At 73.2% G+C, this 26,858-nt stretch carries 27 protein-coding genes and 1 pseudogene; 16 read left to right on the top strand and 12 right to left on the bottom strand.

From position 1 onward, the window contains the following. Positions 1 to 2: 2 nt before the first annotated feature. From ACSUPV_RS17645 to ACSUPV_RS17620, 6 genes are all read right to left on the bottom strand, one after another. Positions 3 to 491 carry a DUF3180 domain-containing protein gene (locus ACSUPV_RS17645; RefSeq protein ID WP_031115892.1) on the bottom strand — a complete coding sequence of 163 codons (489 nt, stop codon included), beginning with the start codon at positions 489 to 491 and terminating at the stop codon, positions 3 to 5. A 62-nt stretch (positions 492 to 553) separates the two neighbouring features. Further along, a complete protein-coding gene (gene folK / locus ACSUPV_RS17640) occupies positions 554 to 1,165 on the bottom strand; it encodes a 2-amino-4-hydroxy-6-hydroxymethyldihydropteridine diphosphokinase (protein WP_037760798.1) in 612 nt (203 codons plus the stop codon). Beyond that, complete coding sequence (gene folB, locus ACSUPV_RS17635; RefSeq protein ID WP_031115890.1) at positions 1,162 to 1,521, bottom strand: dihydroneopterin aldolase; 360 nt, start codon at positions 1,519 to 1,521, stop codon at positions 1,162 to 1,164. The genes folK and folB overlap by 4 nt, the downstream gene beginning before the upstream one ends. Before the next feature lie 226 nt (positions 1,522 to 1,747). Next, positions 1,748 to 2,254 carry a nuclear transport factor 2 family protein gene (locus ACSUPV_RS17630; RefSeq protein WP_031115889.1) on the bottom strand — a complete coding sequence of 169 codons (507 nt, stop codon included), beginning with the start codon at positions 2,252 to 2,254 and terminating at the stop codon, positions 1,748 to 1,750. Beyond that, positions 2,251 to 3,132, bottom strand: coding sequence for a dihydropteroate synthase (gene folP, locus ACSUPV_RS17625; RefSeq protein ID WP_031115888.1), 882 nt, complete (start codon positions 3,130 to 3,132; stop codon positions 2,251 to 2,253). The genes ACSUPV_RS17630 and folP overlap by 4 nt, the downstream gene beginning before the upstream one ends. Before the next feature lie 74 nt (positions 3,133 to 3,206). After that, positions 3,207 to 5,060, bottom strand: a complete 1,854-nt coding sequence (locus tag ACSUPV_RS17620; RefSeq protein ID WP_037760792.1) for a phosphatidylglycerol lysyltransferase domain-containing protein — start codon at positions 5,058 to 5,060, stop codon at positions 3,207 to 3,209. A gap of 232 nt (positions 5,061 to 5,292) precedes the next feature. On the opposite strand from ACSUPV_RS17620, the gene ACSUPV_RS17615 reads away from it, so the two are divergent. Together ACSUPV_RS17615 and ACSUPV_RS17610 are read left to right on the top strand one after the other, a co-directional pair. Then, entirely contained in the window at positions 5,293 to 6,417 is a 1,125-nt protein-coding gene (locus ACSUPV_RS17615; RefSeq protein WP_031115886.1) for an alpha/beta hydrolase-fold protein, read from the top strand. A gap of 161 nt (positions 6,418 to 6,578) precedes the next feature. Beyond that, positions 6,579 to 7,895: a hypothetical protein gene (locus ACSUPV_RS17610; RefSeq protein ID WP_436947801.1), complete on the top strand. Its 1,317-nt coding sequence runs from the start codon at positions 6,579 to 6,581 to the stop codon at positions 7,893 to 7,895. Between the two features lie 10 nt (positions 7,896 to 7,905). On the opposite strand, the gene ACSUPV_RS17605 is transcribed toward ACSUPV_RS17610, so the two are convergent. Next, the gene (locus ACSUPV_RS17605; RefSeq protein WP_037760785.1) at positions 7,906 to 9,240 is read right to left on the bottom strand and encodes a PH domain-containing protein; all 1,335 of its coding nucleotides are present in this window, start codon (positions 9,238 to 9,240) and stop codon (positions 7,906 to 7,908) included. After that, positions 9,237 to 9,746 carry a PH domain-containing protein gene (locus ACSUPV_RS17600; RefSeq protein WP_051648598.1) on the bottom strand — a complete coding sequence of 170 codons (510 nt, stop codon included), beginning with the start codon at positions 9,744 to 9,746 and terminating at the stop codon, positions 9,237 to 9,239. Before ACSUPV_RS17600 ends, ACSUPV_RS17605 begins: the two co-directional genes overlap by 4 nt. A gap of 424 nt (positions 9,747 to 10,170) precedes the next feature. Between ACSUPV_RS17600 and ACSUPV_RS17595 the strand changes: the two genes are divergently transcribed. Then, positions 10,171 to 11,322, top strand: coding sequence for an NADH-quinone oxidoreductase subunit D (locus tag ACSUPV_RS17595; RefSeq protein ID WP_037760782.1), 1,152 nt, complete (start codon positions 10,171 to 10,173; stop codon positions 11,320 to 11,322). A gap of 4 nt (positions 11,323 to 11,326) precedes the next feature. Here ACSUPV_RS17595 and ACSUPV_RS17590 read toward each other — a convergent pair whose 3' ends face one another. Beyond that, complete coding sequence (locus ACSUPV_RS17590; protein ID WP_436947800.1) at positions 11,327 to 12,319, bottom strand: SAM-dependent methyltransferase; 993 nt, start codon at positions 12,317 to 12,319, stop codon at positions 11,327 to 11,329. Positions 12,320 to 12,437: 118 nt separating this feature from the next. Between ACSUPV_RS17590 and ACSUPV_RS17585 the strand changes: the two genes are divergently transcribed. Continuing rightward, a complete protein-coding gene (locus ACSUPV_RS17585; RefSeq protein WP_382615180.1) occupies positions 12,438 to 13,628 on the top strand; it encodes a sensor histidine kinase in 1,191 nt (396 codons plus the stop codon). A 67-nt stretch (positions 13,629 to 13,695) separates the two neighbouring features. Beyond that, on the top strand, positions 13,696 to 14,364 hold the full coding sequence (locus tag ACSUPV_RS17580; RefSeq protein WP_031115876.1) for a response regulator: 669 nt from the start codon (positions 13,696 to 13,698) through the stop codon (positions 14,362 to 14,364). Between the two features lie 19 nt (positions 14,365 to 14,383). Here ACSUPV_RS17580 and ACSUPV_RS17575 read toward each other — a convergent pair whose 3' ends face one another. Beyond that, positions 14,384 to 15,490, bottom strand: a complete 1,107-nt coding sequence (locus tag ACSUPV_RS17575) for a DUF5937 family protein (RefSeq protein WP_359793853.1) — start codon at positions 15,488 to 15,490, stop codon at positions 14,384 to 14,386. A 162-nt stretch (positions 15,491 to 15,652) separates the two neighbouring features. Here ACSUPV_RS17575 and ACSUPV_RS17570 point away from each other — a divergent pair, with 162 nt between their 5' ends. After that, a complete protein-coding gene (locus tag ACSUPV_RS17570) occupies positions 15,653 to 15,856 on the top strand; it encodes a hypothetical protein (RefSeq protein WP_382615181.1) in 204 nt (67 codons plus the stop codon). A gap of 54 nt (positions 15,857 to 15,910) precedes the next feature. On the opposite strand, the gene ACSUPV_RS17565 is transcribed toward ACSUPV_RS17570, so the two are convergent. Beyond that, a complete protein-coding gene (locus ACSUPV_RS17565; RefSeq protein WP_382615182.1) occupies positions 15,911 to 17,083 on the bottom strand; it encodes a threonine aldolase family protein in 1,173 nt (390 codons plus the stop codon). A gap of 178 nt (positions 17,084 to 17,261) precedes the next feature. Between ACSUPV_RS17565 and ACSUPV_RS17560 the strand changes: the two genes are divergently transcribed. The 10 genes and pseudogenes from ACSUPV_RS17560 to ACSUPV_RS17515 all read left to right on the top strand — a co-directional run bounded on the left by ACSUPV_RS17560 (position 17,262) and on the right by ACSUPV_RS17515 (position 25,685). Then, positions 17,262 to 18,200, top strand: a complete 939-nt coding sequence (locus ACSUPV_RS17560; RefSeq protein WP_031115871.1) for a Rossmann-like and DUF2520 domain-containing protein — start codon at positions 17,262 to 17,264, stop codon at positions 18,198 to 18,200. Next, positions 18,197 to 19,198 (top strand): pantoate--beta-alanine ligase, encoded by a 1,002-nt coding sequence (gene panC / locus ACSUPV_RS17555; protein ID WP_382615183.1) that lies wholly within the window; start codon positions 18,197 to 18,199, stop codon positions 19,196 to 19,198. Before ACSUPV_RS17560 ends, panC begins: the two co-directional genes overlap by 4 nt. Beyond that, positions 19,195 to 20,905: pseudogene (locus tag ACSUPV_RS17550) on the top strand (L-aspartate oxidase). Before panC ends, ACSUPV_RS17550 begins: the two are co-directional and overlap by 4 nt. Before the next feature lie 5 nt (positions 20,906 to 20,910). Next, the gene (gene nadC / locus ACSUPV_RS17545; protein WP_037761029.1) at positions 20,911 to 21,882 is read left to right on the top strand and encodes a carboxylating nicotinate-nucleotide diphosphorylase; all 972 of its coding nucleotides are present in this window, start codon (positions 20,911 to 20,913) and stop codon (positions 21,880 to 21,882) included. Positions 21,883 to 21,899: 17 nt separating this feature from the next. Then, positions 21,900 to 22,697, top strand: a complete 798-nt coding sequence (locus tag ACSUPV_RS17540) for a type III pantothenate kinase (RefSeq protein WP_031115868.1) — start codon at positions 21,900 to 21,902, stop codon at positions 22,695 to 22,697. Between the two features lie 250 nt (positions 22,698 to 22,947). Next, entirely contained in the window at positions 22,948 to 23,580 is a 633-nt protein-coding gene (locus tag ACSUPV_RS17535) for a hypothetical protein (RefSeq protein ID WP_436949911.1), read from the top strand. 18 nt (positions 23,581 to 23,598) lie between these two features. After that, positions 23,599 to 23,784, top strand: coding sequence for a hypothetical protein (locus tag ACSUPV_RS17530; RefSeq protein ID WP_031115866.1), 186 nt, complete (start codon positions 23,599 to 23,601; stop codon positions 23,782 to 23,784). Positions 23,785 to 23,965: 181 nt separating this feature from the next. After that, positions 23,966 to 24,502 carry a BlaI/MecI/CopY family transcriptional regulator gene (locus ACSUPV_RS17525; RefSeq protein WP_031115865.1) on the top strand — a complete coding sequence of 179 codons (537 nt, stop codon included), beginning with the start codon at positions 23,966 to 23,968 and terminating at the stop codon, positions 24,500 to 24,502. A gap of 9 nt (positions 24,503 to 24,511) precedes the next feature. Further along, positions 24,512 to 25,045 (top strand): amino-acid N-acetyltransferase, encoded by a 534-nt coding sequence (locus ACSUPV_RS17520; RefSeq protein ID WP_031115864.1) that lies wholly within the window; start codon positions 24,512 to 24,514, stop codon positions 25,043 to 25,045. Positions 25,046 to 25,349: 304 nt separating this feature from the next. Further along, a complete protein-coding gene (locus tag ACSUPV_RS17515; protein WP_010048839.1) occupies positions 25,350 to 25,685 on the top strand; it encodes a histone-like nucleoid-structuring protein Lsr2 in 336 nt (111 codons plus the stop codon). Positions 25,686 to 25,694: 9 nt separating this feature from the next. On the opposite strand, the gene ACSUPV_RS17510 is transcribed toward ACSUPV_RS17515, so the two are convergent. Further along, positions 25,695 to 26,435 (bottom strand): SCO3374 family protein, encoded by a 741-nt coding sequence (locus ACSUPV_RS17510; RefSeq protein ID WP_436947799.1) that lies wholly within the window; start codon positions 26,433 to 26,435, stop codon positions 25,695 to 25,697. Positions 26,436 to 26,858: the final 423 nt, after the last annotated feature.

Genomic DNA, 26,858 nt, shown 5'->3' with positions numbered 1-26,858 from the left:
TCTCAGGCGGCGGGGGCGGCCCCCGCGCCGTCGTGCTCGTCGTCCTCCGGGAGTTTGCAGACGCGCTCCAGGAAGATGGCCGCCGCTATCACGCCGATGCCCGCGACGACGGAGAAGCCGGCGTAGATGGCCTGGTCGCGGCGGGCGGAGATGTCGAGGGACTCCAGCAGGAAGACGCCGGTGCCGCCGTACATGCCGGAGACGAGGGCGGCGACCAGGGCGCTGGCGTGGCCGAAGACGACTGCGCGGGCCGCCATCATGGGGTCGACGCCCTTGGCGTCGGGCTGCCGTTCGCGCTGGGCCTTGAGGCGGGCGCGCAGCGAGAGCGCCGTGGCCAGCAGGACCACGGCGATCAGGGCCAGGACGATGGGGGCGGCCAGGGGGACGCTCGGGAGAGTGCCCACCGAGTTCCACAGGCGGGCGCCCGCCCAGGACAGCACTCCGGCCACGACGAAGACTCCGGCCAGCAGCCTGATGCGCAGCTCTCTCACGGTGTCCCTTCGGTTCCCCCCGGTCGGTCCGGCGCGGTTCGCGGCCGTCTTGACCTTAACGGCTATTCGGGCAGCCGGAGTTCCAGGTCGGTGCGCGGCGCGACACCATTGCGGGTGACGGCGTCCAGCAGACCGGCCACCGGTCCGCGGCCGGGGAGCTGCGCCTCGGGGTCCAGGTCGTGCCAGGGGGCCAGGACGAAGGCGCGCTCGTGGGCGCGGGGGTGGGGGAGGGTGAGCTGCGGGTCGTCGGAGACGACGTCGGCGTACGAGACGATGTCGACGTCGAGGGTGCGGGGGCCCCAGTGCTCGTCGCGGACGCGGTGGAAGGCCTCCTCGACCGCGTGGGCGCGCTCCAGGAGCGAGGAGGGCGGCAGGGTGGTCTTGAGGACGACGACCGCGTTGAAGTAGGAGGGCTGGCTGCCGGGGTCCACGCCCCAGGGCTCGGTCTCGTAGACGGGGGAGACGGCCTTGATGCGGACGCCGGGGGTGTCCTCCAGGGCGTCGATGGCGCCCTGGAGGGTCTCCAGGCGGTTGCCGAGGTTGGAGCCGAGGGCGACCACGGCCCGTTTCGGGTTGGACAGGGTCGTGTCGGCGGCGTCGACCTTCTCGACGACGGAGGCGGGTACCGGCTGTACGGTCGGGTCGCTGGGGCCCTTGAGGAAGGGTGCAGTCATACTCGGCTCCGGGTGATGGTGACGGTCACGTCGTCGAAGGGGACCGTGATCGGGGCGTCCGGCTTGTGGACGCAGACCTCGACCTGCTGGACCCCCTCGTGCTTCAGACATACCTGGGCGATGCGCTCGGCGAGCGTCTCGATGAGGTCGACGGGCTCGCCCTGGACGACGGCCACGACCTCCTCCGCCACGATGCCGTAGTGCACGGTCTTCGCCAGGTCGTCGTCGGCCGCGGCCGGGCGGGTGTCCAGGCCGAGGACGAGGTCCACGATGAAGGTCTGGCCCTCCTCGCGTTCCCTCGGGAACACACCGTGGTGCCCGCGGGCCTTCAGGCCGCGCAGCGCGACACGATCCACGCGAATCACTCCTGCAATCGTCGGTCTCGGCCGGTGGGTGCCGTGTGCGGGCGGCACACCCGGCCTCGGTCGAATCTACCTGCGAGCCCGGACGGGGCCGGGCCACGGGGTCCGGGCCCGGCAGGATTCATCCGGCGTTTCCCTCGGGGAACCCGGCGGCTCACGGGCTGGTAGCCGCCCATACCCGCGGCCCCGTGATTCCCACCACTACCTGGCGACTACCCACTCAGGCGGGGGTGTCGTCCTGCTCGTCCTCGTCGGTTTCGGCCAGGACCGGGGAAGCGTGGTGCGACCAGAGCTTCCACCCCTGGGGCGTGCGCCGGAACACATTGGTGGCGACCACGAGCTGCCCGACGAGCGGGCCCAGCTCCTCGTCCTCGCCCTGGGGGGCGGGGCCGCCGCTGAGGATGTTCTCCGTGCAGGTGACCAGAGCGGTGTCACCGGTGACCGAGACGTGCACGTCGGTGAGGAAGAACTGGATGTAGTCGGTGTTGGCCATGATCAGGGCGTACGAGCGCAGGACCTCGCCGCGGCCGGTGAGCACGGGCCAGCCGGGGTGCACGCAGGAGACCACGCCGGTGTCGGCCGGGTCGTGGTAGGTCTCGTCGACGCCCAGGTCGGCGGGGGTCAGCCAGAGCGACGCCAGTTCCTCGAAGTCGCCCCGTTCCAGTGCCTCGTAGAAGGCGGTGTTGGCGGCCTCGACCTGCTCGACGTCGGTGTGCGGGGCGCTCACCGGGCTCCCTCTGCGCCGGTGCGTGCTCCCTCGATGGCGCGCGCGACGCGCACGGCGTCGGAGGTGGCGCGGACCTCGTGCACGCGGACCGCCCACGCGCCGGCGTGCGCCGCGAGCGCGGAGACGGCGGCGGTGGCGGCGTCGCGTTCGCGGGCGGGCGGGGGCGGGCTGTCCGGGCCGGCCAGGACGCGGCCCAGGAACCGCTTGCGGGAGGCGGCGACGAGCAGCGGGTGGCCGAGGCCGAGGACGCGGTGGAGGCCCGCGAGGAGCGCCAGGTCGTGTTCGGCGTCCTTGGAGAACCCGAGGCCGGGGTCGACGATGACGCGGTCGGGGGCGATGCCGCCCGCGAGGACGGCCTCCACGCGCGCGTGCAGCTCGTCGACGACCTCGGTGACGACGTCCCGGTACACCCCGCGGACGTTGCCGCCCTCCAGGAAGCCGCGCCAGTGCATGACGACGAACGGGGCGCCGGCGTCGGCGACGGCCGGGATCATGCGGGGGTCGGCGAGGCCGCCGCTGACGTCGTTGACGAGGGCGGCGCCGGCCGCGAGGGCCCGCTCGGCGACGGAGGCGCGCATGGTGTCGACGGAGACGGTGACGCCCTCGGAGGCGAGGCCGCGGACGACGGGGATGACGCGGCGCAGTTCCTCGGCCTCGTCCACGCGGGTGGCGCCGGGGCGGGTGGACTCGCCGCCGACGTCGACCAGGTCCGCGCCCTCGGAGACCAGGTCGAGGCCGTGCTTGACGGCGGCCGTGGTGTCGAAGAAGCGGCCGCCGTCGGAGAAGGAGTCGGGGGTGACGTTCACGACTCCCATGACCGCGCAGCGGTCCCATTCCGGTAGGCCCGCCACGCGCCCGCGTCCGCTCTGGTTGCTCATATGTTCAGCGTAGGCCCCGGCAGGGGCCGTCAGGCGCCGCGGCTCGGGTGACGGTCCCGCCGGGACGGTCCGGGTCACGCCGCCCGGACGCTGCGTTCCGTGGTGGTGCCGTGGGCGCAGGGGCGGCGGCTCGCCGGGCGTCGGCGGCGCAGGAAGCGCGGCAGGGGCAGGGCCAGGTTGACGAAACCTTCCGCCTGCATGGCGGCGAAGCCGATGCGGGGCAGGTCGGCGGAGGCCCGGTAGACGACGAAGCGGGGCTCCCAGCGCGGCTGGAACTTGGCGTTGAACTTGTACAGCGACTCGATCTGGAACCAGCGGGAGAGGAAGACCAGCAGTCCGCGCCAGGCGCGCAGTACGGGACCGGCGCCTATCTTCTCGCCGCGGGCCAGGGCCGAGCGGAACATGGCGAAGTTGAGGGAGACCCGCTCGATGCCGAGCTTGGGGGCGGCCTGGAGGGCGGCCACGATGAGCAGTTCGTTCATGCCGGGGTCGGCCGAGCGGTCGCGGCGCATGAGGTCCAGGGAGACGCCGTCGGTGCCCCAGGGCACGAAGTGCAGGATCGCCTTCAGGTCGCCGTAGGGGCCGGGGTGGTCGGGGTGGTCGTCCTGCTTGTGGGCGGTGGCGATGAGGCAGTCGCCGTCGGCGGGGTCGCCGACCCGGCCCAGGGCCATGGAGAAGCCGCGCTCGGTGTCGGTGCCGCGCCAGTCGTCGGCGGCGCGCCGGATGCGCTCCAGTTCGGCCTCGCCGAGATCACGGACACGTCGGACCCGGGTTTCGTAACCGGCGCGCTCGATGCGCTTGACCATCTGGCGCACGTTGCGCATCGCGCGGCCGGCGAGCGAGAAATCCTTGACGTCCACCACCGCCTCGTCGCCGAGTTCGAGGGCGTCGAGCCCGGTCTCGCGGGTCCACACCTCGCCGCCGGTCTCGGAGCAGCCCATGACGGCGGGGGTCCAGGAGTGGGCCTTGGCCTCGTCCATGAACCGTTCGATGGCGCCGGGCCAGGCCTCGACGTCGCCGATGGGGTCGCCGCTGGCGAGCATCACGCCGGAGACCACGCGGTAGGTGACGGCCGCCTTGCCGCTGGGGGAGAAGACGACGGCCTTGTCGCGGCGCAGCGCGAAGTGGCCGAGGGAGTCGCGACCGCCGTGCTTGTCCAGCAGGGCGCGCAGCTTCGCCTCGTCCTCCTCGGTGAGGTGCGCGGCCGGGTGTTCGGGACGGAAGGCCAGGTAGATGGTGGTGACGGCGGTGAGCAGGCCGAGGGCGCCGAGCGAGAAGGCGACGGTCCAGGAGGTGTTGCCCTGGTAGTCGACCGGGCCCTCGAAACCGAACAGGCCGTAGATGACGTGGGTGATGCGGTCCGCCAGGCTCGGGTCGCCGAGCATGCGTTCACCGTGGACGCTGACGATGAGCAGGCCCAGCAGGAGCGAACCCGCGCTCATCAGCACGAAGTTGGCGAGCGCCCGCCAGCGGCTGCGCGGGTCGGGCAGGGCGTCGAACTGGTCGCGGTGGCGCAGCAGGGGAGCCAGCAGCGCCAGGGAGATGAGAACGCCGACGATCGAGTGGCGGTAGGTGAACTGCGCGACGGCGCCGGCGGGCAGCAGGGCCACGGCCGCCCGCCAGGCCCGGCGCTTGCCGCGCTTGAGGCCGTGGGCGAGCAGCAGCAACAGCACACCGGTGCTCAGCGACAGCGCGGCCGCGAACGGGCCGAGCGCGCCGGGCAGGACCTCGGCGATGGCGTGCATCCGGCTGTGCCGGAAGCGCGGGAAGACGCCCGCTGCGATGTCCAGCAGGCCCACGAGGGCACAGGCTCTGCCGACGAGGAGGGGGACGGCCTCGGGGCGCGGTCCGCGCAGCAGGCGGCGCACCCGGCTCGTCCGGCCCGTACCGGCCGCGCCGCTTCGGCGACTCGGAACCTCACCCGACATTTCCTCATCTGTCCTGACAGACATCGCATCCCGTAGTTCTGCGAGAGACCTTGGATCCGGTGCCGATTCGGGCATCCGGCGACATTGCGCCCTCTAGGACGGTGTCTCGGGGGGAGAGGTTCACTCCCCACGTCAAAGCCGTTTCAAAGGCCGAGGAAAGTCCGGGACAAGCCCGAGCGAAGGTGTGATCGCGGGCGGGGCCGGACGGAGAGCGCGAGCAGGTAACCAACCCATGGGTCTCACGAGCAACAAGGTGCTGGCGCTGGCGGTGCTGTCCGCCGTGCTGCTGTTCGCCGGCACGGTCTGGCTGTGGCCACGACTGGCCCGGCGGAGCTGGCCGGCCGTGGGCGGACGCGTCGGCCTGCTGCTGGCCACGCAGCTGGCGCTGTTCGCCGCGGTGGGCCTGGCCGCCAACCAGGCCTTCGGGTTCTACGCGAGCTGGGCGGACCTGTTCGGGCAGGAGAAGGACCAGGGCGTGGTCGTGGACCACACCCCGGGCGAGGGCCCGCTGGAGGTGGTCGGCTCGCGGAGGGTGCCGGGGGCGGGCGGGGCGCGCCCCCAGGCCGGGGGCCGGATCCAGCAGGTCGACCTGGTGGGCCGTACGACCCGCATCGCGACGCCCGCGTACGTCTATCTGCCGCCGGAGTACTTCCAGCCGCGGTACCGCACCCACCGGTTCCCCGCGGCCGTCGTGCTGACCGGGTATCCGGGCACGGCGTCGGCGCTGGTGGAGAAGCTCCACTATCCGCGCACCGCCCTGGAACTGGCCCGGGCGGGCCGGGCGAAGCCGATGATCCTGGTGATGCTGCGGCCGACGGTGGCGCCGCCCCGGGACACGGAGTGCGTGGACATCCCGGGCGGTCCGCAGACCGAGTCGTTCTTCGCGAAGGATCTGCCCGAGGCGTTGCGCACGCACTACCGGGTCACCGAAAAGCCGGGCGGCCTGGGCATCATCGGCAACTCGACGGGCGGCTACTGCGCCTTGAAGATCGCCCTGCACCATCCCGGTGTGTACGCCGCCGGGGCGGGCCTGTCCGCGTACTACAAGGCACCGATCGACGCCACGACCGGTGATCTCTTCCAGGGCGACAAGGGGCTGCGCAATCGCGCCGACCTGTGGTGGTATCTCGAGCACATGCCGGCGCCCGACACTTCGCTGCTGGTCACCAGCAGCAAGCTGGGCGAGTCCAACTACAAGGACACGCTGAAGTTCATAGAGCGGGTGAAGGACACCGGACTGACGCGGATCTCGTCGATCATCCTGGAAAGCGGCGGGCACAACTTCAACACCTGGCGGCGTGAGATTCCGGCGACGCTGGAGTGGATGAGCGAGCGCCTGGACGGCCGTGGAAAATGATCTTGGGAATTGTTGCGGAAGTCGGTGTAGTCGGTGCCCCGGCCCATGAACGGTTGATTCCGCTTCTTGCCGAGTTCTGATGCCGTGTGAGTCTCTTGGTGTGGCTTTGTTTTTGCGGGGTGGGTCACCACGATTCGCCTACGCGCGGTAAGTTTCTGGCCATGCCACGTGGACGTCATCGCCATTCCCCGCCCCTGCACAGGCTGCTGCCCCCCTCGGCGATCGCAGGCGTCTCCCTCGTCTGCGCCCTGGGGCCCTGGGTGTTCACGGAGCCGATGGTGCTCCGCGGTCTGGCCGCGGCCGCCGCGGCGACGGCGGTCGTCGGCGCGGTCGTGCTGCGCCGCTGGGACACCCAGGCGGGCAAGCGCGTCGCCGACCTCACGCGCGCGCGTGCGAGCGACGAGTGGCGCTTCGAGGAACGGGTCGCCGAACTGGAGGCCGACCTCGAGGAGTCCCGCGAGCTGCGCGCGAAGCTGGAGCAGCGGCTGCGCGCCAAGCGCACCGAACTGGCCGGGCTGCGCAACGAGCACGCCGCGCTGCTGCGCCGGTACGCCACGTCGGAGACCGAGCGCGCGAGCGTCCTGGAGGAGCGCCGGGTGCTCGAGATAGAGGCGACGGCTCCGGTCCGGGCGGCGCTGCCCGCGGGGGTGGCGGACACCGCCGGGCCGGACGGGGCGCCTCTCACCGTCGAGGACGAGCCCGCGGTTCCCGCCGTGTTCTCGCCCGAGGGCTCCCGGCTGTTCGTGCGGGCCGCTGCCGCGCTCGCCCGGTTCGACGCCGAGACGGCCCCGGACCCGGACGGCGGCGGCGACGGCGACGGCGTGCCGAAGGGCGAGGACGCGGAGCCCGCGCGGGAGCCGCGGCAGGAGCCGGCGGAGCAGCGGGAGCAGGCCCCGGAGGACGAGCCGCAGGGGCAGTCCGAGGCGGTCGACGGGCATGAGCACGCGACCGCCGCCACCGCCGGGATCGCTGCCGCCACTGCCGCCGCTGCCGAGCGGGCTGCCGTGGCCGAGGAAGCTGCCGCCACCGCCGAACAGGCCGTTGTGGCCGAGCAGGCTGCCGTCACCGCCGAGCAGGCTGCCGTCACCGCCGAGCGGGCCGCCGTGGCCGAGAAAGCCGGCGGCGAGCGGCTCCCGGAGGCCGTCCAGGCCGCACCGGCGGTTTCCGGTCACTACACCGTCCCGACCGCCGTGGCCGTCGCGCCGCAGGCGCCGGTGCGACGCCCCCTGACCGAGGGCGGGTTCGACTTCTTCGGCACCAAGAAGGGCACCTCGCGGGCCGCCCTGGAGGCCGTGCAGAACGAGGACCTCGCCGATGTCGTCGGCCAGGAGGCCCTCGCCCTGCACAAGGCCGAGACCGAGGCCCGGTTCAAGCCGGTGGACGAGGAGTCGCGCGGGATCGGCCAGGTCATCGACCTGACGGCGCACGACGAGACGGAGCAGATCGACGTGCAGGGGCTGCGCAGCGCGGTTTCCTGACCCTGGAATGTCAGGCCATCCAGCGGTCCGGCCGCGCGTCCCTGCGCCCGGTGCGGGACCGTTCCGCCTGTGCCGCCAGCAACTCGCGCGCCTCGGCCGCGTCCCGCAGCCGGGCCGTCACCGTCTTGTTCGCGCCCGTGTCCACGTGCACGTCGGCCACGCCCCGGGCCCGCTCCCAGGGGCCCTGCGTCATCCGTACGCTCTGCACCTTGGCGTGCGGCACCAGCGCCAGGCTCCGTCGCAGCAGCCCCGACCGCGCCGCGAACACCGCGTCGGTGACGGCGAGTCCGTACCCCCGCCACCACAGCGGCACGCACCAGCGGGCGCGGCGCGGCGACGGTGACAGGGCCGCGCGCTCCGGCACGGTCACCCCGGGCAGCACGCGCGCGACGACGGCCTCCGCGACCTCGCGCGGAGCGACCGGAACCAGCACCGAGTTGGACGAGCCCGCCACGTCCAGCTCCACACGCACCCAGCCGCGCCGCCGCCACAGCAACGGCTCCACGATCCGCACGGTCTGCACGCGGCCCGGCGGCACCGTCTCGTGGGCCCGGTCCAGCAGGCCGTGGTCGAGGCGCAGCCCGTCGGGCGACTCGCCCACCGTCCAGTCGTACTCGCCGACGAACCGCCCCACGCTGCTCGCGCCCGCCGCGCCCAGCAGCGGCAGGGCCGTGGCCAGCACCGTCCACACGCTCTCCGTGGCCACCCACAGCACCGGCGGCACGATGAGCGCCGCGGCCAGCGACCCCCAGGTCGCCCCGCTCAGCACCAGCGACATGGCCAGCACCCGGGGCGGCACCCGCAGCAGCTGCCGGGACGGGGCCTCGCCGACCTCGTGCGCGGTCTCGGGGGCGAACCCGGCCGCCCGCGCGAGCAGTTCGGCGCGCAGCGCCCGCGCCTCGTCCGCGCCGAGGAAGGCCAGTTCGTCCTTCTTGTCGGTCCCTATGACGTCGAGTTTCAGCTTGGCGACGCCCGCGACCCGGGCGAGCAGCGGCTGGGTGATGTCGATGGCCTGGACCCGCTCCAGCCGGATGTGCGCGGTGCGCCGGAACACCAGTCCGGTACGGATGCGCAGCTCGGTCTCGGTCACCGCGAAGTGCGTGAACCACCAGGAGCAGAAGCCGTAGAGGGCGGCGGCCGGGACGATCACGGCGAGGCCGATCAGCAGCGTGGTCGTCGTCAGCCGGGCCAGGTGGCGCTGCGCCCCGTCGGGATCGTGCACGGCCCAGCCGGCGACCACGGCGACCGGTGCCCAGGCCCGCCGCAGCGGTGTGACGGGGTGCAGCCGCCGCTCGGCGGGCCCGCCGTCGGCGGGGGTGGCCTCGGCGGCCCCGGGCGCCGTCACAGGCCCGCCGATCGGGCCTCGCCGAGCTCGGTGAGCCGGTCGCGCAGCCGTTCCGCCTCGGCCGGGTCCAGGCCCGGGATGGTGGCGTCGGTCGCCGCGGCGGCGGTGTGCAGCTGCACGCTGGCCAGCCCGAAGTGCCGCTCGACCGGCCCGGAGGTCACCTCGACGAGCTGCATCCGCCCGTACGGCACGACCGTCTCCTCGCGCCACAGCACGCCGCGGCTGATCAGCAGGTCGTCGGCGCGCTCGGCGTACCGCCAGGACCGCCAGTTGCGGTCGATCATCACCCAGCCCCAGGCCATCAGCGCCAGCGGTACGACGGCGAACGCGGCCCAGCCGGGCCCGGCGAACAGCCCCGGCAGCAGCCCGGCGGCCAGGGCGATCACCCCCAGCCAGACGACCAGCAGCAGCCGCCGCATCCTCAGCAGGCCGGGAGGCAGGGCGATCCAGACGGGCTCGTCGTCTTCCGAGCGGGCCTCGGCCGCCGTGCTGGTGCCCGGCGGCACGGTCTCGCGGGTCGCGGCGGCCGGTCCCGGCGCGCCCGGTGGTTCCGCCGGTCCCGGCCCGTCTGTTGTCGGTGATCCGGCCGTGTCTTCCGCTCCGGCTGGTCCCGGCGCGTCCGGTGGTTCCGCCGGTCCCGGCCCGTCTGTTGTCGGTGATCCGGCCGTGTCTTCCGCTCCGGCTGGTCCCGGCGCGTCCGGTGGTTCCGCCGGTCCCGGCCCGTCTGTTGTCGGCGACCCAGCCGTATCCTCCGCTCCCGCCGGCCCTGGCGCGCCCGGCAGCTCCGCCGACTCCGGCCCGTCCGCTGTCGGTGTCCCGGCCGTGTCCTCTGCCCCCGCCGCGCCGGCCGCGTTCCCGGCCCCCGTCGGCCCCGCCTCGTGCGGGCTCCCCGTCTCCATGAGGTCAGGGTACGTAGGGGAGACTGTGTCCATGACTCCTACGACGGAGACCATGGTCGGAATCGGCGGCGCCGCGGAGAGCACCGACATGGTGCTCAACATCGGGCCCCAGCACCCGTCCACGCACGGCGTGCTGCGGCTGAAGCTCGTCCTGGACGGCGAGCGCATCACGCACGCGGAGCCGGTGATCGGCTACATGCACCGCGGCGCGGAGAAGCTGTTCGAGGCGCGCGACTACCGCCAGATCATCATGCTCGCCAACCGCCACGACTGGCTGTCGGCGTTCTCCAACGAGCTGGGCGTGGTCCTCGCGGTGGAGCGGATGCTCGGCATGGAGGTCCCCGAGCGGGCGGTGTGGCTGCGCACGCTGCTCGCCGAGCTGAACCGGGTGCTGAACCACCTGATGTTCCTCGGCTCGTACCCGCTGGAACTCGGCGGGATCACCCCGATCTTCTACGCCTTCCGGGAGCGCGAGGAACTCCAGCACGTCATGGAGGAGATCTCCGGCGGGCGCATGCACTACATGTTCAACCGCGTGGGCGGCCTCAAGGAGGACCTGCCGGCCGGCTGGACCGCACGCGCGCGGACCGCCGTCGCCGACGTGCGCTCCCGGATGGACCGCTTCGACGACCTCGTGCTCGGCAACGAGATCTTCCGCGGCCGTACCCGGGGCGTCGGCGTCCTCAGCCCGCAGGCCGTGCACGCCTACGGCGTCAGCGGGCCGATCGGCCGCGCCTCGGGCGTCGACTTCGACCTGCGCCGGGACGAGCCGTACCTCGCCTACGGCGAACTCCAGGACACCCTGAAGGTCGTGACCCGGCAGGAGGGCGACTGCCTCGCCCGCTTCGAGTGCCTGCTGGAGCAGACGCACAACGCGCTGGACCTGGCCGATGCCTGCCTCGACCGGCTCGCCGACCTGCCGCCCGGCCCGGTCAACCAGCGGCTCCCGAAGGTCCTGAAGGCGCCCGAGGGGCACACGTACGCGTGGACCGAGAACCCCCTCGGCATCAACGGCTACTACCTGGTCAGCAAGGGCGAGAAGACCCCGTACCGGCTGAAGCTGCGCTCGGCCTCGTACAACAACATCCAGGCGCTGACGGAGCTGTTGCCGGGGACGCTGGTCGCGGACATGGTGGCGATCCTGGGATCGATGTTCTTCGTGGTCGGGGACATCGACAAGTAGGCGCTCACGCCGGGAGCGGGTCCGCGATCCCGACCGGCTGCACCAGCCAGCCGAAGTCGCCGAGACCGCCCGCCGCCGTCAGCTCGGTGGCCTCCCCGGCGCCCGCGAGGGCGCGTACGTAGGCGGCGGGGTCGGTGGACGCCAGCGTGAGCGGGGGGCGTGCGCCGGTCACGCCCAAGGCGTGCAGTGCCTCACGCTGCCGGAGCACGCGCCCGCCGGGAAGCGCGCACGCGTCCAGGGCGACGTGCGCGGTGATGTCGCGGGAGCCGTCCGGCACGGGCGTGGTCCCGCGGCCCTCCCGGAAACCGGTGAGCGTCCCGAACGGCGGCCGCGTGTCCGCGGTGTGCGCGTAGTCCACGGCGACCGCGAGCCCCCGGCCGACGGTCGCGACCGCCGCGGCCCAGGCCTCGTCGCGGGGCAGCCCGATCTCGGCCCGCAGCCCCGCCTCAGCGGGCAGCGGCCACCAGCGCTCCAGCCACCGGGCCTCCGCCCCGCCGACCGGCTCCCCGAGCCGCTCGGTCCCGTCCGCGCGGACCAGCACCAGCCGGGCCGTGCCCGCGGCGTCCACCTCCACGACCTCCACGGGCACGTTGTCCAGCCACTCGTTGGCGAACAGCAGTCCAGTCGTCCCCTCGGGGGGCGCGGCCAGCCACTCGATCCGGTGATCGAGCCCGGCGGGCCGCCCGGCCACTTCGACGGCGTACGCGCGCGTGCGGTCCGCCACCTCGGCGGGCAGCGCGGCGAGCACCCCGGCGGCCAGCTCGCCCCGCCCGGCCGCCATGTCGACGAAGTCCAGCGCCGCGGGCCGTCCCAGCGCCTCGTCGACCCGGCACAGCAGCCGCGCCACGGCCCCGGCGAACAGCGGCGACGCGTGCACGGACGTACGGAAGTGCCCGGCCGGCCCCTCGGCCCGCCGGTAGAAGCCGCCCGGCCCGTACAGCGCCTCGCGCGCCGCGGCACGCCACCCTCGCCACTCGTCCCTCGCACCCGCTGTCACCGGGCCAGGCTATGCGGACACAACGAACGCAACTCCACCTTGCGGAGTACGCGCGCCGGACGCGGATCGGTCCTCCGGTTGACCCCTGCACCTATCCCGCTTCCCTACGCTGGGTTACGTGCAGCGCCTCTATGACTTCCTCCGCAGGCACCCGATGTGGGTCGACGGCACCTGGGCCGTCGTCCTCCTCGGGATGTCGCTGGTGGGCGGAGTGGCGGGCGGGTACGGCTCCCCTGCTCTCGCCGTCCCCCTCACCCTGCTGCTCTGCCTGGTGATCGCGCTGCGCCGCCGGATGCCGGAGAAGATGCTGCTGCTCGGGACCGCGGTGGGAGTGGCCCAGCTGATCACCGACGTGGAGATCGGCCCGGCGGACTTCGCCCTGCTGGTGATCGTCTACACGGTCGCCGCGGAGGGCGCGCGCTGGGCCTCCCGCTTCGCGCTGGGCGCCGGCCTGTGCGCCGCCCCCCTGGCCCAGATGCGCTGGCCGAACGACCAGACGTCCGTCGCCGGCAACATCGTGCTGACGGTCTTCATGACCGTGCCCTTCGCCCTGGCCTGGGTGCTCGGCGACTCCATCCGCACCCGGCGCGCCTACTTCGCCCAGCTGGAGGAGCGGGCCGCCCGCCTGGAGAAGGAGCGCGAGGCGCAGTCCAAGGTCGCCGTCGCCGCCGAACGCGCCCGCATCGCCCGCGAGCTGCACGACGTCGTCGCGCACAACGTCTCGGTGATGGTGGTCCAGGCCGACGGCGCCGCCTACGTCCTGGACGCCGCGCCCGACCAGGCGAAGAAGGCCCTGGAGACCATCTCCTCCACCGGCCGCCAGGCCCTCGCCGAGATGCGCCGCCTGCTCGGCGTGCTGCGCACCGGTGAGCACCAGGAGGCCGGCGAGTACGTGCCGCAGCCCGACGTGCGGCAGATCGAGGACCTCGTCGAGCAGTGCCGCGGCTCCGGACTGCCCGTCGACTTCAAGGTCGAGGGCACCCCGCGCCCCCTGCCCAGCGGCGTCGAGCTCACCGCGTACCGCATCGTGCAGGAGGCGCTCACCAACACCCGCAAGCACGGCGGGCCCAACGCGGGCGCCAGCGTGCGCCTGGTCTACTTCGACGACGGCCTCGGCCTGCTCGTCGAGGACGACGGCAAGGGCGCCCCGCACGAGCTGTACGAGGAGGGCGGTCTCGACGGCCAGGGCCACGGCCTGATCGGCATGCGGGAGCGGGTCGGTATGGTCGGCGGCACCCTGGACGCCGGACCGCGCCCGGGCGGAGGATTCCGCATCAGTGCCCTGCTGCCGCTCAAACCCGCGCACTGACCTGGCACGCGGCCCCTCGCCGACACCTGTGACGACCCATTGCGATGACCGATAGGGAAGAGGCCAGATGACGATCCGCGTGATGCTCGTCGACGACCAGGTGCTGCTGCGCACCGGGTTCCGGATGGTGCTCGCCGCCCAGCCGGACATGGAGGTCGTGGCGGAGGCGGGCGACGGCGTCGAGGCCCTCCAGGTGCTGCGGACGACCGAGGTGGACGTCGTCCTCATGGACGTCCGCATGCCGAAGCTCGACGGTGTGGAGACGACCCGCCGCATCTGCGCGGACACCGACCCGCCCAAGGTGCTCATCCTGACCACCTTCGACCTCGACGAGTACGCCTTCTCCGGGCTGAAGGCGGGCGCCTCCGGCTTCATGCTCAAGGACGTGCCCCCGGGGGAGCTGCTCGCCGCGATCCGGGCCGTGCACAGCGGTGACGCGGTCGTCGCGCCCTCCACCACCCGGCGGCTCCTCGACCGCTTCGCGCCCATGTTGCCGGGCACCCAGCAGCCCCAGCACAAGGAGCTGGAGCGGCTCACCGACCGGGAGCGCGAGGTCATGGTGCTGGTCGCGCAGGGCCTGTCCAACGGTGAGATCGCGGCCCGGCTCGTGCTGTCGGAGGCGACCGTGAAGACCCATGTGGGCCGCATTCTGACCAAGCTGGGCCTCCGGGACCGGGTGCAGGTCGTGGTGCTGGCCTACGAGACCGGGCTGGTGCGGGCCGGCGGGCACGGCTGAGCCGCCCGCGAGGGGCCCGCTACCGGAGGATCCCCTCCAGGAACTCGCTGCCGAGCCGGGCGACCACCGTGACGTCCAGCTGGTGCAGGACGTAGCGCCCGCGGCGGCGGGTGGTGATCAGGCCCGCCTTCTTCAGCACGGCCAGGTGCCGGGATATCTCCGGGGCCGTCATGCCGTGCACCTGCGCCAGCTCGCCGGTGGTGTACTCGCTGCGGGCGAGATGGCGGCACATGCGCATGCGGACCGGGTGGGACAGCGCGGTCATCCGCAGGGCCAGCTGCTCCAGCGTGGGCGGGGCAGCGAGCTCGGGGGAGCCGACCGGGTAGTGCAGCAGCGGCTGCCAGCCGTGCCGGTGCAGGACCATCAGGTGCGGCCAGCCCAGACTCGTCGGGACGAGCAGCAGGCCGCCGTCGCCCGTGGCCGTACGGCCGTCGCCCAGCTTGTCGACCGTGATGCGGGCGGCGGCCTCGTCGAGCGTGACCGCCGGGGACGCCGCGGCCAGCGCCTCGGCCAGGCCCTTGCGCCGGAGCAGGTCCGTCTTGTGGCGGGCGTCCGCCGCGAGCTGGTGGCGCAGCCGGGACCAGGCCTCCGCGAAGAACGCCTCGTCGCAGTCCTGGAGGAACTGCCGCAGCCAGGCGCGGATCCTGGGCGGGTCGGCCAGCAGCCGCTCGCTGAACCGCAGCTGCTGCGGCCCGCGGGCGGCGGCCAGGTCCAGGGCGCGGCGGCGTATCTCCGCGTCGGACAGCGCGTCCGGGCCGTGCGAGCAGTACGGCAGCGCGCACGTGAACTCCAGGGCCGCGTCCACGAACTGCTCGTCCGTCAGCTTGTCGAGCAGGTCCAGTTCCTCGGCGAGCGTGCCGCACGGCAGCGTGCTGCGGCCCGGGATGCCGGCGAACGGCATGAACAGGTCCGAGAACGTCGTCCGCCACAGGAAGTCCGCCTCGCACATCCGGTCGGCCAGATGCGGATCGAGCCGGGCCCGCACGCCCGTCACCCAGCCCTGCAGGCCCGGGTGGTGGGCCGGCTCGGACAGCGCGTGCAGCGCCATGCCCAGCTCCGCCAGGGGTGACGGCACGACGGCGACCCTCTCCGGCCGCAGCCCCGCGATGTCGATGTGCACGCTCATGCCCTCATGGTGCACCCGGCCACTGACAACGCCCCCGTCGATTGACGGGCGTCGTCAATCGACGCGACGCCGCCCTCGGCCCGTGCGCACGGTGGATCCACCGGGGCAGCCGCGGAGCCTTCGGACCTCCTCCCTCACCCCGTCCCGCAGAGGCGATCCACCATGAGCATCACGCAGCAGCACCTCCTCGACGTCCACCGCGCCCGGTCCCTCGGCGAACCCGCCCCGCCCGCTCCGGGCGCGCACGACCGGCAGGTCGTACGGGAGTGGCGCGACGAACGCCGGTTCAGGGCGGTCCTGGCGGGCCGTCCGGCCCGCCACCGGTTCCGGGACACCCTGAGCCGGTGGCGGCGGCGCCCCATCTGAGCCCGCTCCCACCCGAGCCCGCTTTCCCCTCGGCGGGACCTGTTCCCAGTCGACCTACTCCGGCAGCCGGGCCACGAACTCCGCCACCGCGCTCTTCACGTCCTCGACGGTCCACTCCAGCCCCTCGGCCCGTACATGCAGCTCTGTGACCGCCAGACCCGGACCGCCCCGGTTCCAGGGGGAGGCGAACAGGACGCAGCCCGTCTCCTCGGCCGCCCGGACCGACACCTCCGCGAGCACGTCCGCGTCGTACGGCAGCCACACCTGGAAGTCGTGGGTGTGCGGCACCTCCGGGTGCACGCGCGCCCACGGCAGCCCGGCCGCGGCGAACCCCTCGCGCAGGGCGGCGGCCACCACGCGCGCGTGGGCCACGTACTCCGGCAGCCGCGGCAGTTCGCGCTCCAGTCCGACCAGCGCCGACAGGGCCGTGGGGAACTGCTGGAAGACCTGGCCGCCGTACCGGTGCCGCCAGGCCTTCGCCTCCTCCACCAGCTCCTTCGGACCGGCGAGGGCCGCGCCGCCGAACGCCTCCAGGGACTTGTAGAACGACACGTAGACGCTGTCGGCCAGCCCCGCGATCTCCTCCAGGGGCCGGCCGAGCTGCACCGTGGACTCCCACAGCCGCGCCCCGTCGAAGTGCACCACCGCGTCCCGCTCCCGCGCGGCCTCCACCACCTCGGTCAGCTCCTCCCAGGTGGGCAGCACGAAACCGGCGTCCCTGAGGGGCAGTTCCAGCATCAGCGCCCCGAAGGGCTCCTCGAAGTCGCGCACCTCCGCGGCGGTCGGCAGCCGCGGCTCGCCCGTCACCCGCACCGGGCGCAGTCCGCCGACCTCGCTGAACGCGTTCCGCTCGTGCACCTCCGGATGGCTGAGCGCGTGCAGGGCCACGGTCGGGTTGCCGGTGCGGCCCGCCCAGCAGCGCAGGGCCACCTGCTGGGCCATCGTGCCCGTCGGGAAGAACGCCGCCGCCTCGGTGCCGAGGAGTCCCGCGACCTTCCGCTCCAGCGCCTCGACGACCCCGTCGCCGTACCAGTCCGACAGTTCGTCCAGGTCGTGGACGTCCTCCGCCTCGTCCAGCACCGCCAGCCGCTCCCGCAGGGTCCGTTGGAAACCGAACCGCGCGAACACCCGCCGCGCGCCGCGCTGGGCCGCCAGCCGCCGCTCACGCATCCCCGCGGCCCGGTCCCGGTCCGTCGCCTGCTCATCGCGTTCCGCCAAGTCGGTCATGGTGCGGATCCTCCCCCGCGCGCCCGCCACCGGGCACCCGCATTTCGAACGCCGTCCGGAAACACGCGCGGACATGCACACCCTGTGGACAACCGAACGCCCCTCGAACCGATCGCGTTAACATGACGAGAAATCGTCCGGTACCCGGAGCGGACTGGAACGGGAAGGCCGCCGTCGAGTGAACACAACCCCACAGCCAGACCCCAAGGACCGCCCCGCGCGGCTCACCGTCGGCGTCGTCGGCGCCGGCCGCGTGGGACCCGCACTGGCCGCGTCCCTCCAGCTCGCCGGGCACCGCCCGGTCGCCGTCTCCGCGGTCTCCGACGCCTCCCGGCGCCGGGCCGCGCGACTGCTGCCCGACGTGCCGGTGATGCCGCCCGCCGAGGTCCTCCAGCGCGCCGACCTGGTCCTGCTGACGGTCCCGGACGACGCCCTGCCCGACCTGGTCGCGGGCCTCGCCGACACCGGGTCCGTCCGGCCGGGGCAGCTGCTCGTCCACACCTCCGGGCGGTACGGCGCGCGGGTCCTCGACCCGGCCCTGCGCGCGGGCGCCCTGCCGCTGGCCCTGCACCCCGCCATGACCTTCACCGGCACGCCCGTGGACGTGCAGCGGCTGGCCGGCTGCTCCTTCGGCGTCACCGCGCCCGAGGAACTGCGCCTGGCCGCCGAGGCCCTCGTCATCGAGATGGGCGGCGAGCCCGAGTGGATCGCCGAGGAGAACCGGCCGCTCTACCACGCGGCCCTCGCGCTCGGCGCCAACCACCTGGTCACCCTCGTCGCCCAGTCCATGGAGCTGCTGAGCGCGGCCGGCGTCGCGGCCCCCGACCGGATGCTCGGCCCGCTGCTCGGCGCCGCCCTGGACAACGCCCTGCGCTCCGGCGACGCGGCCCTCACCGGCCCGGTCGCGCGCGGCGACGCGGGCACGGTCGCCGCACACGTCACGGAGCTGCGCCGACACGCCCCGCAGACCGTCGCCGGCTACCTGGCCATGGCCCGCGCCACCGCCGACCGGGCCCTGGCCCACGGCCTGCTGAAGCCCGAGCTCGCCGAGGACCTCCTCGGGGTACTCGCCGACGGGACCGACGGCACCCGAGGCACCGAGGGGGACGCCCGATGACCACCACCCTGCTGCACACCGCCGGCGACCTGCACGCACGCGCGCGTACGGGCCGCCGCGCCGTGGTGATGACCATGGGCGCGCTGCACGAGGGCCACGCCACGCTGATCCGCACCGCGCGCCGCCTGGCCGGCCGCGAGGGCGAGGTCGTCGTCACGGTCTTCGTCAACCCGCTCCAGTTCGGCGCGGGCGAGGACCTCGACCGCTACCCCCGCACCCTGGACGCCGACGTCAAGCTCGCCGAACAGTCGGGCGCCGACGTCGTGTTCGCCCCCGCCGTCGACGAGGTCTACCCGGGCGGCGAGCCCCAGGTCCGCATCAGCGCCGGCCCCATGGGCGAGCGCCTGGAGGGCGCCTCCCGCCCCGGCCACTTCGACGGCATGCTCACGGTCGTCGCCAAGCTGCTGCACCTCACCCGCCCCGACGTCGCCCTGTACGGCCAGAAGGACGCCCAGCAGCTCGCCCTGATCCGCCGCATGGTGCGGGACCTGAACTTCGGCGTGGAGATCGTCGGCGTCCCCACCGTCCGCGAGGAGGACGGCTTGGCCCTGTCCAGCCGCAACCGCTACCTCTCGCCCGCCGAGCGGCGCACGGCCCTCGCGCTGTCCCGGGCCCTGTTCGCGGGCCAGGACCGGCACGCTGCGCAGGAGGCGCTGCGCGCCCGGGCCCGTGAAGTGCCCGCCACGCGCGCGCGTGCCGAGGCGCTCAGCGCCATAGGCGAGTCCCGAGCGGCGGCGGACGCGCACGCCGTCGCGACGGCTGTCCCGGGCGGCCCCGCCGCCGTGCGCGCGGCGGCCCGCCAGGTCCTCGACGAGGCCGCCCGCCTCGATCCGCCGCTCGCGCTGGACTACCTCGCCCTGGTGGACCCCTCCGACTTCAGCGAGATCGGGGACGACTTCACCGGCGAGGCGGTCCTCGCCGTCGCCGCCCGGGTCGGGACGACCCGGCTGATCGACAACATCCCCCTCACCTTCGGAACCCTCGGAGCCGCCTCGTGACCACCACAGGCATACGACTGCACGCGCCCGCCCCCGGATGGTCCATCGCCGCGGACGTGGTCGTCGTCGGCTCCGGCGTCGCCGGCCTGACCGCGGCCCTGCGCTGCGAGGCCGCGGGCCTGCACACCGTCGTGGTCACCAAGGCCCGCCTCGACGACGGCTCCACCCGCTGGGCCCAGGGCGGCATCGCGGCGGCCCTCGGCGAGGGCGACACCCCCGAACAGCACCTGGACGACACCCTGGTCGCGGGCGCGGGCCTGTGCGACGAGGAAGCGGTCCGGCTCCTCGTCACCGAGGGCCCCGACGCCGTACGCCGCCTCATCGAGACCGGCGCCCAGTTCGACGAGTCCTCCGAAGGCGGCCTGGAACTCACCCGCGAGGGCGGCCACCACCGCCGCCGCATCGCCCACGCCGGCGGCGACGCGACCGGCGCCGAGATCTCCCGCGCCCTGGTCGAGGCGGTCCGCGCGCGGGGGGATGCGCACCATCGAGAACGCCCTCGTCCTGGACCTCCTCACGGACGCCGAGGGCCACACCGCCGGCGTCACCCTGCACGTCATGGGCGAGGGCCAGCACGACGGCGTCGGGGCGGTCCACGCCCCGGCCGTGGTCCTGGCGACCGGCGGCATGGGCCAGGTGTTCTCGGCGACCACCAACCCGTCGGTCTCGACCGGTGACGGCGTCGCCCTGGCCCTGCGCGCGGGCGCCGAGGTCAGCGACCTGGAGTTCGTCCAGTTCCACCCGACCGTCCTGTTCCTCGGCCCCGACGCCGAGGGCCAGCAGCCCCTGGTCTCCGAGGCCGTGCGCGGCGAGGGCGCCCACCTCGTGGACGCCGACGGCGTGCGCTTCATGCTCGGCCGGCACGAACTCGCCGAACTCGCCCCCCGGGACATCGTCGCCAAGGGCATCACGCGCCGCATGCAGGAGCGGGACGCCGAGCACATGTACCTCGACGCCCGGCACTTCGGCGCCGACATGTGGGAACACCGCTTCCCGACGATCCTCGCCGCCTGCCGCGCCCACGGCATCGACCCGGTCACCGAGCCCATCCCGATCGCCCCGGCCGCCCACTACGCCTCCGGCGGTGTCCGCACCGACTCCCACGGCCGTACGACCGTGCCCGGCCTGTACGCGTGCGGCGAGGTCGCCTGCACCGGCGTGCACGGCGCCAACCGCCTGGCCTCCAACTCCCTCCTGGAGGGCCTGGTCTACGCCGAGCGCATCGCGGCCGACATCGCGGCGGGCGGCCTCCAGGCGCGCGTGCCGCAGCCCCTGCCCCACCCGGAGACCCCCGAGCACCCCCTGCAGACCCCGGAGGCCCGCTTCACGATCCAGCGGATCATGACGAACGGGGCCGGGGTCCTGCGCTCGGCGGAGTCCCTCGCCCAGGCCGCCGACCGGCTCCAGCAGCTCCACACCGACGCCCGCGACGCCCTCGCCGAGAACGGCAAGACCGCCGAGCCCGGCGTCGACACCTGGGAGGCCACCAACCTCCTGTGCGTGGCCCGCGTCCTCGTCGCCGCCGCCCTGCTGCGCGAGGAGACCCGGGGCTGCCACTGGCGCGAGGACCGCCCCGAGCGCGACGACACGAACTGGCGCCGCCACATCGTCGTCACCCTGAACCCCGACCGGACGCTGGCCGTGCACACCACCGACACCACACACTTCCCTACGACCACCCCGTCCCAGGCCCCCCAGGAGCAGTGACCGACGTGAGCACCCCCGACCTTCCCCTCGCCTCCGGAGGCTGCGGCGACGGCTGCGCCTGCGGCGCGGACGACGAGGCGTACCTCGAGTGCGGCCTGGATCCCGCGCTCGCCCAGCTCCTGGCCGACGCCGGACTCGACCCCGTCGAGGTCGAGGACATCGCCAACGTGGCCGTCCAGGAGGACCTGGCCCACGGCGTGGACGTGACCACGGTCGCGACGATCCCCGAGGACGCGGTGGCCACCGCCGACTTCACCGCACGCGAGGCGGGCGTCGTGGCCGGCCTGCGCGTCGCCGAAGCGGTCCTCTCGGTCGTCTGCGAGGAGGAACTGGAGATCGAGCGCCACGCGGAGGACGGCGACCGCGTCGAGGCGGGCCAGAAGCTCCTGTCCGTCACCACCCGCACCCGCGACCTCCTCACGGCCGAGCGCAGCGCGCTGAACATCCTGTGCCGCCTGTCCGGCATCGCGACGGCCACGCGCGCGTGGGCGGACGTCCTGGAGGGCACGAAGGCCAGGGTCCGCGACACCCGCAAGACCACCCCGGGCCTGCGCAGCCTGGAGAAGTACGCGGTCCGCTGCGGCGGCGGCGTCAACCACCGCATGTCCCTCTCGGACGCGGCCCTCGTCAAGGACAACCACGTGGTCGCCGCGGGCGGTGTCGCCCAGGCCTTCCAGGCGGTCCGCGAACGCTTCCCCGAGGTTCCCATCGAGGTCGAGGTCGACACGCTGCACCAGCTCCGCGAGGTCCTGGACGCGGGCGCCGACCTGATCCTGCTGGACAACTTCACGCCCGCGGAGTGCGCGGAGGCCGTCGCGATCGTCCAGGGCCGCGCCGCCCTGGAGGCCTCCGGCCGCCTCACCCTCGACAACGCCAAGGCCTACGCCGACACCGGCGTCGACTACCTGGCCGTCGGGGCCCTCACCCACTCCTCGCCGATCCTGGACATCGGCCTGGACCTGCGGCCGGCGGAGTAGGGGAGCGGGGTCGGGTCATGCTGCTGACGATCGACGTAGGAAACACCCACACCGTCCTGGGCCTGTTCGACGGCGAGGACATCGTCGAACACTGGCGCATCTCCACGGACGCGCGCCGCACCGCCGACGAGCTCGCGGTCCTCCTCCAGGGCCTGATGGGCATGCACCCGCTCCTCGGCGACGAACTGGGCGACGGCATCGACGGCATCGCCATCTGCGCCACCGTCCCCTCGGTCCTGCACGAACTCCGCGAGGTGACGCGCCGCTACTACGGCGACGTCCCGGCGGTCCTCGTCGAACCGGGCGTCAAGACGGGCGTCCCGATCCTCATGGACAACCCCAAGGAGGTCGGCGCGGACCGCATCATCAACGCGGTCGCGGCGGTCGAGCTCTACGGCGGCCCGGCCATCGTCGTCGACTTCGGCACGGCGACCACGTTCGACGCGGTCAGCGCGCGCGGCGAGTACGTCGGCGGGGTCATCGCCCCCGGCATCGAGATCTCCGTCGAGGCCCTCGGCGTCCGCGGCGCCCAGCTCCGCAAGATCGAGGTGGCCCGGCCGCGCAGCGTCATCGGCAAGAACACGGTCGAGGCGATGCAGTCGGGCATCATCTACGGTTTCGCCGGCCAGGTCGACGGGGTCGTCAACCGCGTGGCCCGCGAGCTGGCCGAGGACCCCGACGACGTCACCGTCATCGCGACGGGGGGACTGGCGCCGATGGTCCTGGGCGAGTCGTCGGTCATCGACGAGCACGAGCCGTGGCTCACGCTGATCGGACTGCGGCTGGTGTACGAGCGGAACGTGTCGCGTATGTGAGCGGTGCGGTGCGGTGCGTCGTGGCCGGGGCCGGGTGGGTCCGCAGCCCGCCCCAGCGGCACGATTGCCCGCAGCGGCGCGGCCCCGACCCACCCCCGGCGCGAAGGCATCACCCCGGCCCGACCGCCGGAGGCACTCGCACCCCGCCCACCCGAGTGGTCCCCCGCGCCACACCCGCCCCCTATGTCGAAATTGTCTGATTAGCGCGTATCGTCGCCACATGCCCACGCCATACGGATCCCGCGGCGGCATGGCGTTCGGCGTGGAGGAGCTGCGTGTGCTCCGCCGCGCTCTCGCCCTCGCCCTCCACCCCACCTCCGCCTCGTCCGACGACGTCCAGGACTGCCTCCGCCTCGCAGAGTCGCTCGACGAGGCGATGCGGGAGGGGGCCAGGCTGCGCGCCTTCCTCGTGGCCGACCTCGGCCGGTACCGCGCGGCCCTCCCCGGCGCCGCCGCCGGCTACCTCGCACTCCTGGACGAGGCCCTGGGTGCCGGATACCGCCCCCACCCCGACGACCTCGCCGCCCTCCGCGCCCTGCGCGGCAACCCCACCGCTGCGGCCCTCCTCGAGCGCTGCGCGGTCGCCGCCCTCACCGGCCCCGCGGCCACCCCCACCGTCCCCGCCTCGCGCGCCCGCCTCCACGCCCTCCCCGGAGGTCTCTCGGAAGGCCGGAGATCCGCCATGGACACCCCCGAGAAGCAGCCCGAGAAGAAGCCCGAACGCAAGCCCGCGGCCCCAAAGCCCAGCCCCAAGCCCACCCCGGCCCCCGCCCCGGGCGCCCCGAAGCCCACCCGCCCCATCCCCACCCCGGGCGAGGTCTTCCCGCGCCGCAAGCCCACCCCGCCACCCCCGGCGAACCCCCAGCAGCTCGCCGCGGGCTGACGTGGCTACCCTGGATCCATGGACTACGTCTCCGCTCTCCTGCCCCCGGTCGTCATGGCCATCTTCTTCATCGGCGTGATCCGGGTGATCGTGAAGACACAGGGCGGCGCCAACAAGGCCAAGGAGGACGCGGCCGTCGACGCCGCCCTCGCCCGCGCGGAGGGCGCCCCCCAGTCCGCGACCAGCCCCAGGGCAGACGCCTGACCCCACCCCGCCGACGGCGTACGACTCCGCGAGGCCGCCCCACGCAGCCCGCGCTTTCGAGTCGTACGCCCTTTTTGTTCCCGTTCGCCGGTGAAGCGCACGTCCGCCACGCCATTACCGAGATCTCCCACTATTGTTCTGAGCTGTGCCTCGCCCATTGGGAGAACTCGAAGACGCGGTCATGTCGCGGGTCTGGAAGTGGAACCGCCCCGTGACCGTTCGAGAAGTCCTGGAAGATCTTCAGAAGGAGCGGTCCATCGCCTACACCACGGTGATGACCGTTTTGGACAATCTCCATCAGAAGGGCTGGGTGCGCCGCGAGGCGGAAGGCCGTGCCTATCGATATGAGGCGGTCTCCACACGCGCCGCCTACGCCGCAGCCCTGATGAACGACGCCTGGTCGCAGAGCGACAACCCCGCTGCCGCTCTCGTCGCCTTCTTCGGCATGATGAGCGAGGAACAGCGCCAGGCTCTTCGCGATGCGGTACGCATCGTCCAGGGCCCGGAAACCCAGGAACCGACCGAACCGTCGGAATCCGCTCGGCCGGCGGAACGACCGGAAGGCGCGGAACGACCGGAACGCACGGAACCCGGGGAAGGCGGCACACCCGCAGAACCCGCGGAACCCGCGGAAGGCGACGAACCCGCAGAACCCGCGGAACCCCGCGAAGGCCCCCCGGAGAACCCCGCCTCCGCACAGGACCGCGACGGGCGATAGCGTCCGCTCATGCCCGCGAAGAGCCCCGAAGCCACCGCAAAAGCCATCACCGTCCGACGGGCCCGCACCAGCGATGTCCCGGCCGTGCGCCGCCTCCTTGACGCCTACGTCCGCGGCGGCATCCTGCTCGACAAAGCGACGGTGACGCTTTACGAGGACATCCAGGAGTTCTGGGTCGCGGAACGCGACGACAACGCCGAGGTCGTCGGCTGCGGCGCCCTGCACGTGATGTGGGAAGACCTCGCGGAAGTCCGCACTCTCGCGGTGAAGCCCGGCCTGAAGGGAGCGGGCGTCGGACACCAGTTGCTGGAGAAGTTGCTGCACACCGCCCGCTGGCTCGGCGTTCGCCGCGTTTTCTGTCTGACCTTCGAAGTCGACTTCTTCGGCAAGCACGGCTTCGTGGAGATCGGCGAGACGCCCGTCGACACGGATGTCTACGCGGAGCTGCTGCGTTCCTATGACGAGGGCGTCGCGGAGTTCCTCGGTCTCGAACGAGTGAAACCGAACACCTTGGGCAACAGCCGGATGCTTCTGCATCTGTGATCGCCAGGACGGACACAAGACGACCACAAGACCCGCCGCAAGGCAGTCGCAAGTCAGTCGCAAGAGGGTCCGTCCGGTTCGTCAAGACATATTCCGCGGCGCCGCCCCTGCCCCGGTGCCCTATGTCCGAAACGCGCACGTTTCCGGGCGGAGGGAGGGCTACCAGTCTCTGCCGAGGGTTTGTGTTTTTCCGGCAAAAGCGGTTTGCTTTCCGAGGTACTGCAGTGCTGCATATAACAGGGGACGGCGATACGGCGGACGCCGGCACACCCCGGCCCTGAAGATATCGATGAAAGGAAATCCGGTGGCACAGAAGGTTCAGGTCCTTCTTGTCGACGACCTCGACGGTGGCGAGGCGGACGAGACCGTGACGTTCGCGCTGGACGGCAAGACGTACGAGATCGATCTCACCACTGCCAATGCGGACAAGCTCCGCGGCCTTCTCGAGCCTTACGTGAAGGGCGGTCGTCGTACCGGAGGCCGTGCTTCGGGCGGGCGCGGAAAGGCGCGCGCGGCTTCGAGCGGCAGCCAGGACACCGCGGCCATCCGCGCCTGGGCGAAGGAGAACGGCTACGAGGTCAACGACCGCGGCCGTGTTCCCGCGACCATCCGCGAGGCCTACGAGAAGGCCAACGGCTGAACAGCGGCACTACCGACCTCGCGCACGCGAGGCCGGTGGCTGGGCGCACGCGTGCCGCAGCCGGATCCGGTGGCACCACGTGGCCACCGTGTCCACCAGCCGCACGAGATCCGGGGCGTTCCCAGCGCCCCCCAAGGCCGACAGCGTCGGCAGCGAGGTCTCGATCTCGCACCCCGGCTCGGGGGGCCGCAGCCACACAGCGGCCCCCTGGGAACCGAGTCGGCCCAGGGGAAGCGGCCGGCCGGTGCACGGGCCGGGCTCGGGGGACGGTGACGGACCGGCTCCGGCCACGCACCGCGCCGCCACGCCGGGGTGCGGCCCCGCGACCCCCTCGGGCGGCAGCCGGGCACCCCTCTCGGCGTTCAGGCCCCGCTCAGGACGCTCGCCCGCCGCAGTCGGCAGTGGCGCGTCCATGACGCCGTGCGGGCCGATTGCCGCCAGGTCGAGCGACAGGTCTCCCCACTCCAGCCACTCCAGCAGGCCGGGCAGTTCCGCCGCGCTGCCCGCGGCCACCGGCAGCAGCATCCGGTCACCCCGCACGGCCACCGGAGAACCCCGCCCCAGGCGCCGCAGCGCGGCGTGGCCCGCCTCGGCCGGGACGTCGAGGACGTCGAAGCGCACCCCCACCACCAGCCGCAGCGGATCGCCGGGCACCGTCGGCCAGCCCAGTTCGTTCTCGTACCACCGCCGGAGCCGACCGCTCACGGCCCGGGACGCGGACGGCAGGACGGGGGGAGGGGTGCCGAACATGCCAAGTGCAACCGCCGGAAGGGCGTGCGGGTTACGCTGACGGAACGCTGCGTAGTGAGCCGAGTGCACAAAGTGTCGAACGGGGGCCGTGAGAGGGGTGCGGGGAGGCGCAAGGTTGTTCGCCCGTAGCGGAGGGAACGGGGGCGCTCGGCATGGACAGTCGGTCCGTACGGGTAAGACATCCCTAGTGGGAGGGGGCGACACGCAGGAAAGGCCGTCTCACGTTCGCCATCGGCGTACTGGCGAGTGGGGTATCTGCCTGGCCTGCGGGAACATCGTCTCGCACCATCGGGTTGGAGCAGATGTCGGCGTTCGGGGTCAGGAGGCCAAGAACGGTGTCGGCAGTTGGAATGAGCGGTCCCCGCTTGCGGGACTAAGCTGCGGAAGGACAGGGAGGGGAAGTTCCCCCCACTGCCTGACCGC

Origin of the sequence: Streptomyces sp. SudanB52_2052, from assembly GCF_964272415.1 — a bacterium.
Classification (GTDB): Bacteria; Actinomycetota; Actinomycetes; order Streptomycetales; family Streptomycetaceae; genus Streptomyces; species Streptomyces olindensis.
The sequence above is the reverse complement of the archived record's forward strand: the minus strand, read 5'-3'. Positions and strand labels throughout refer to the sequence as shown.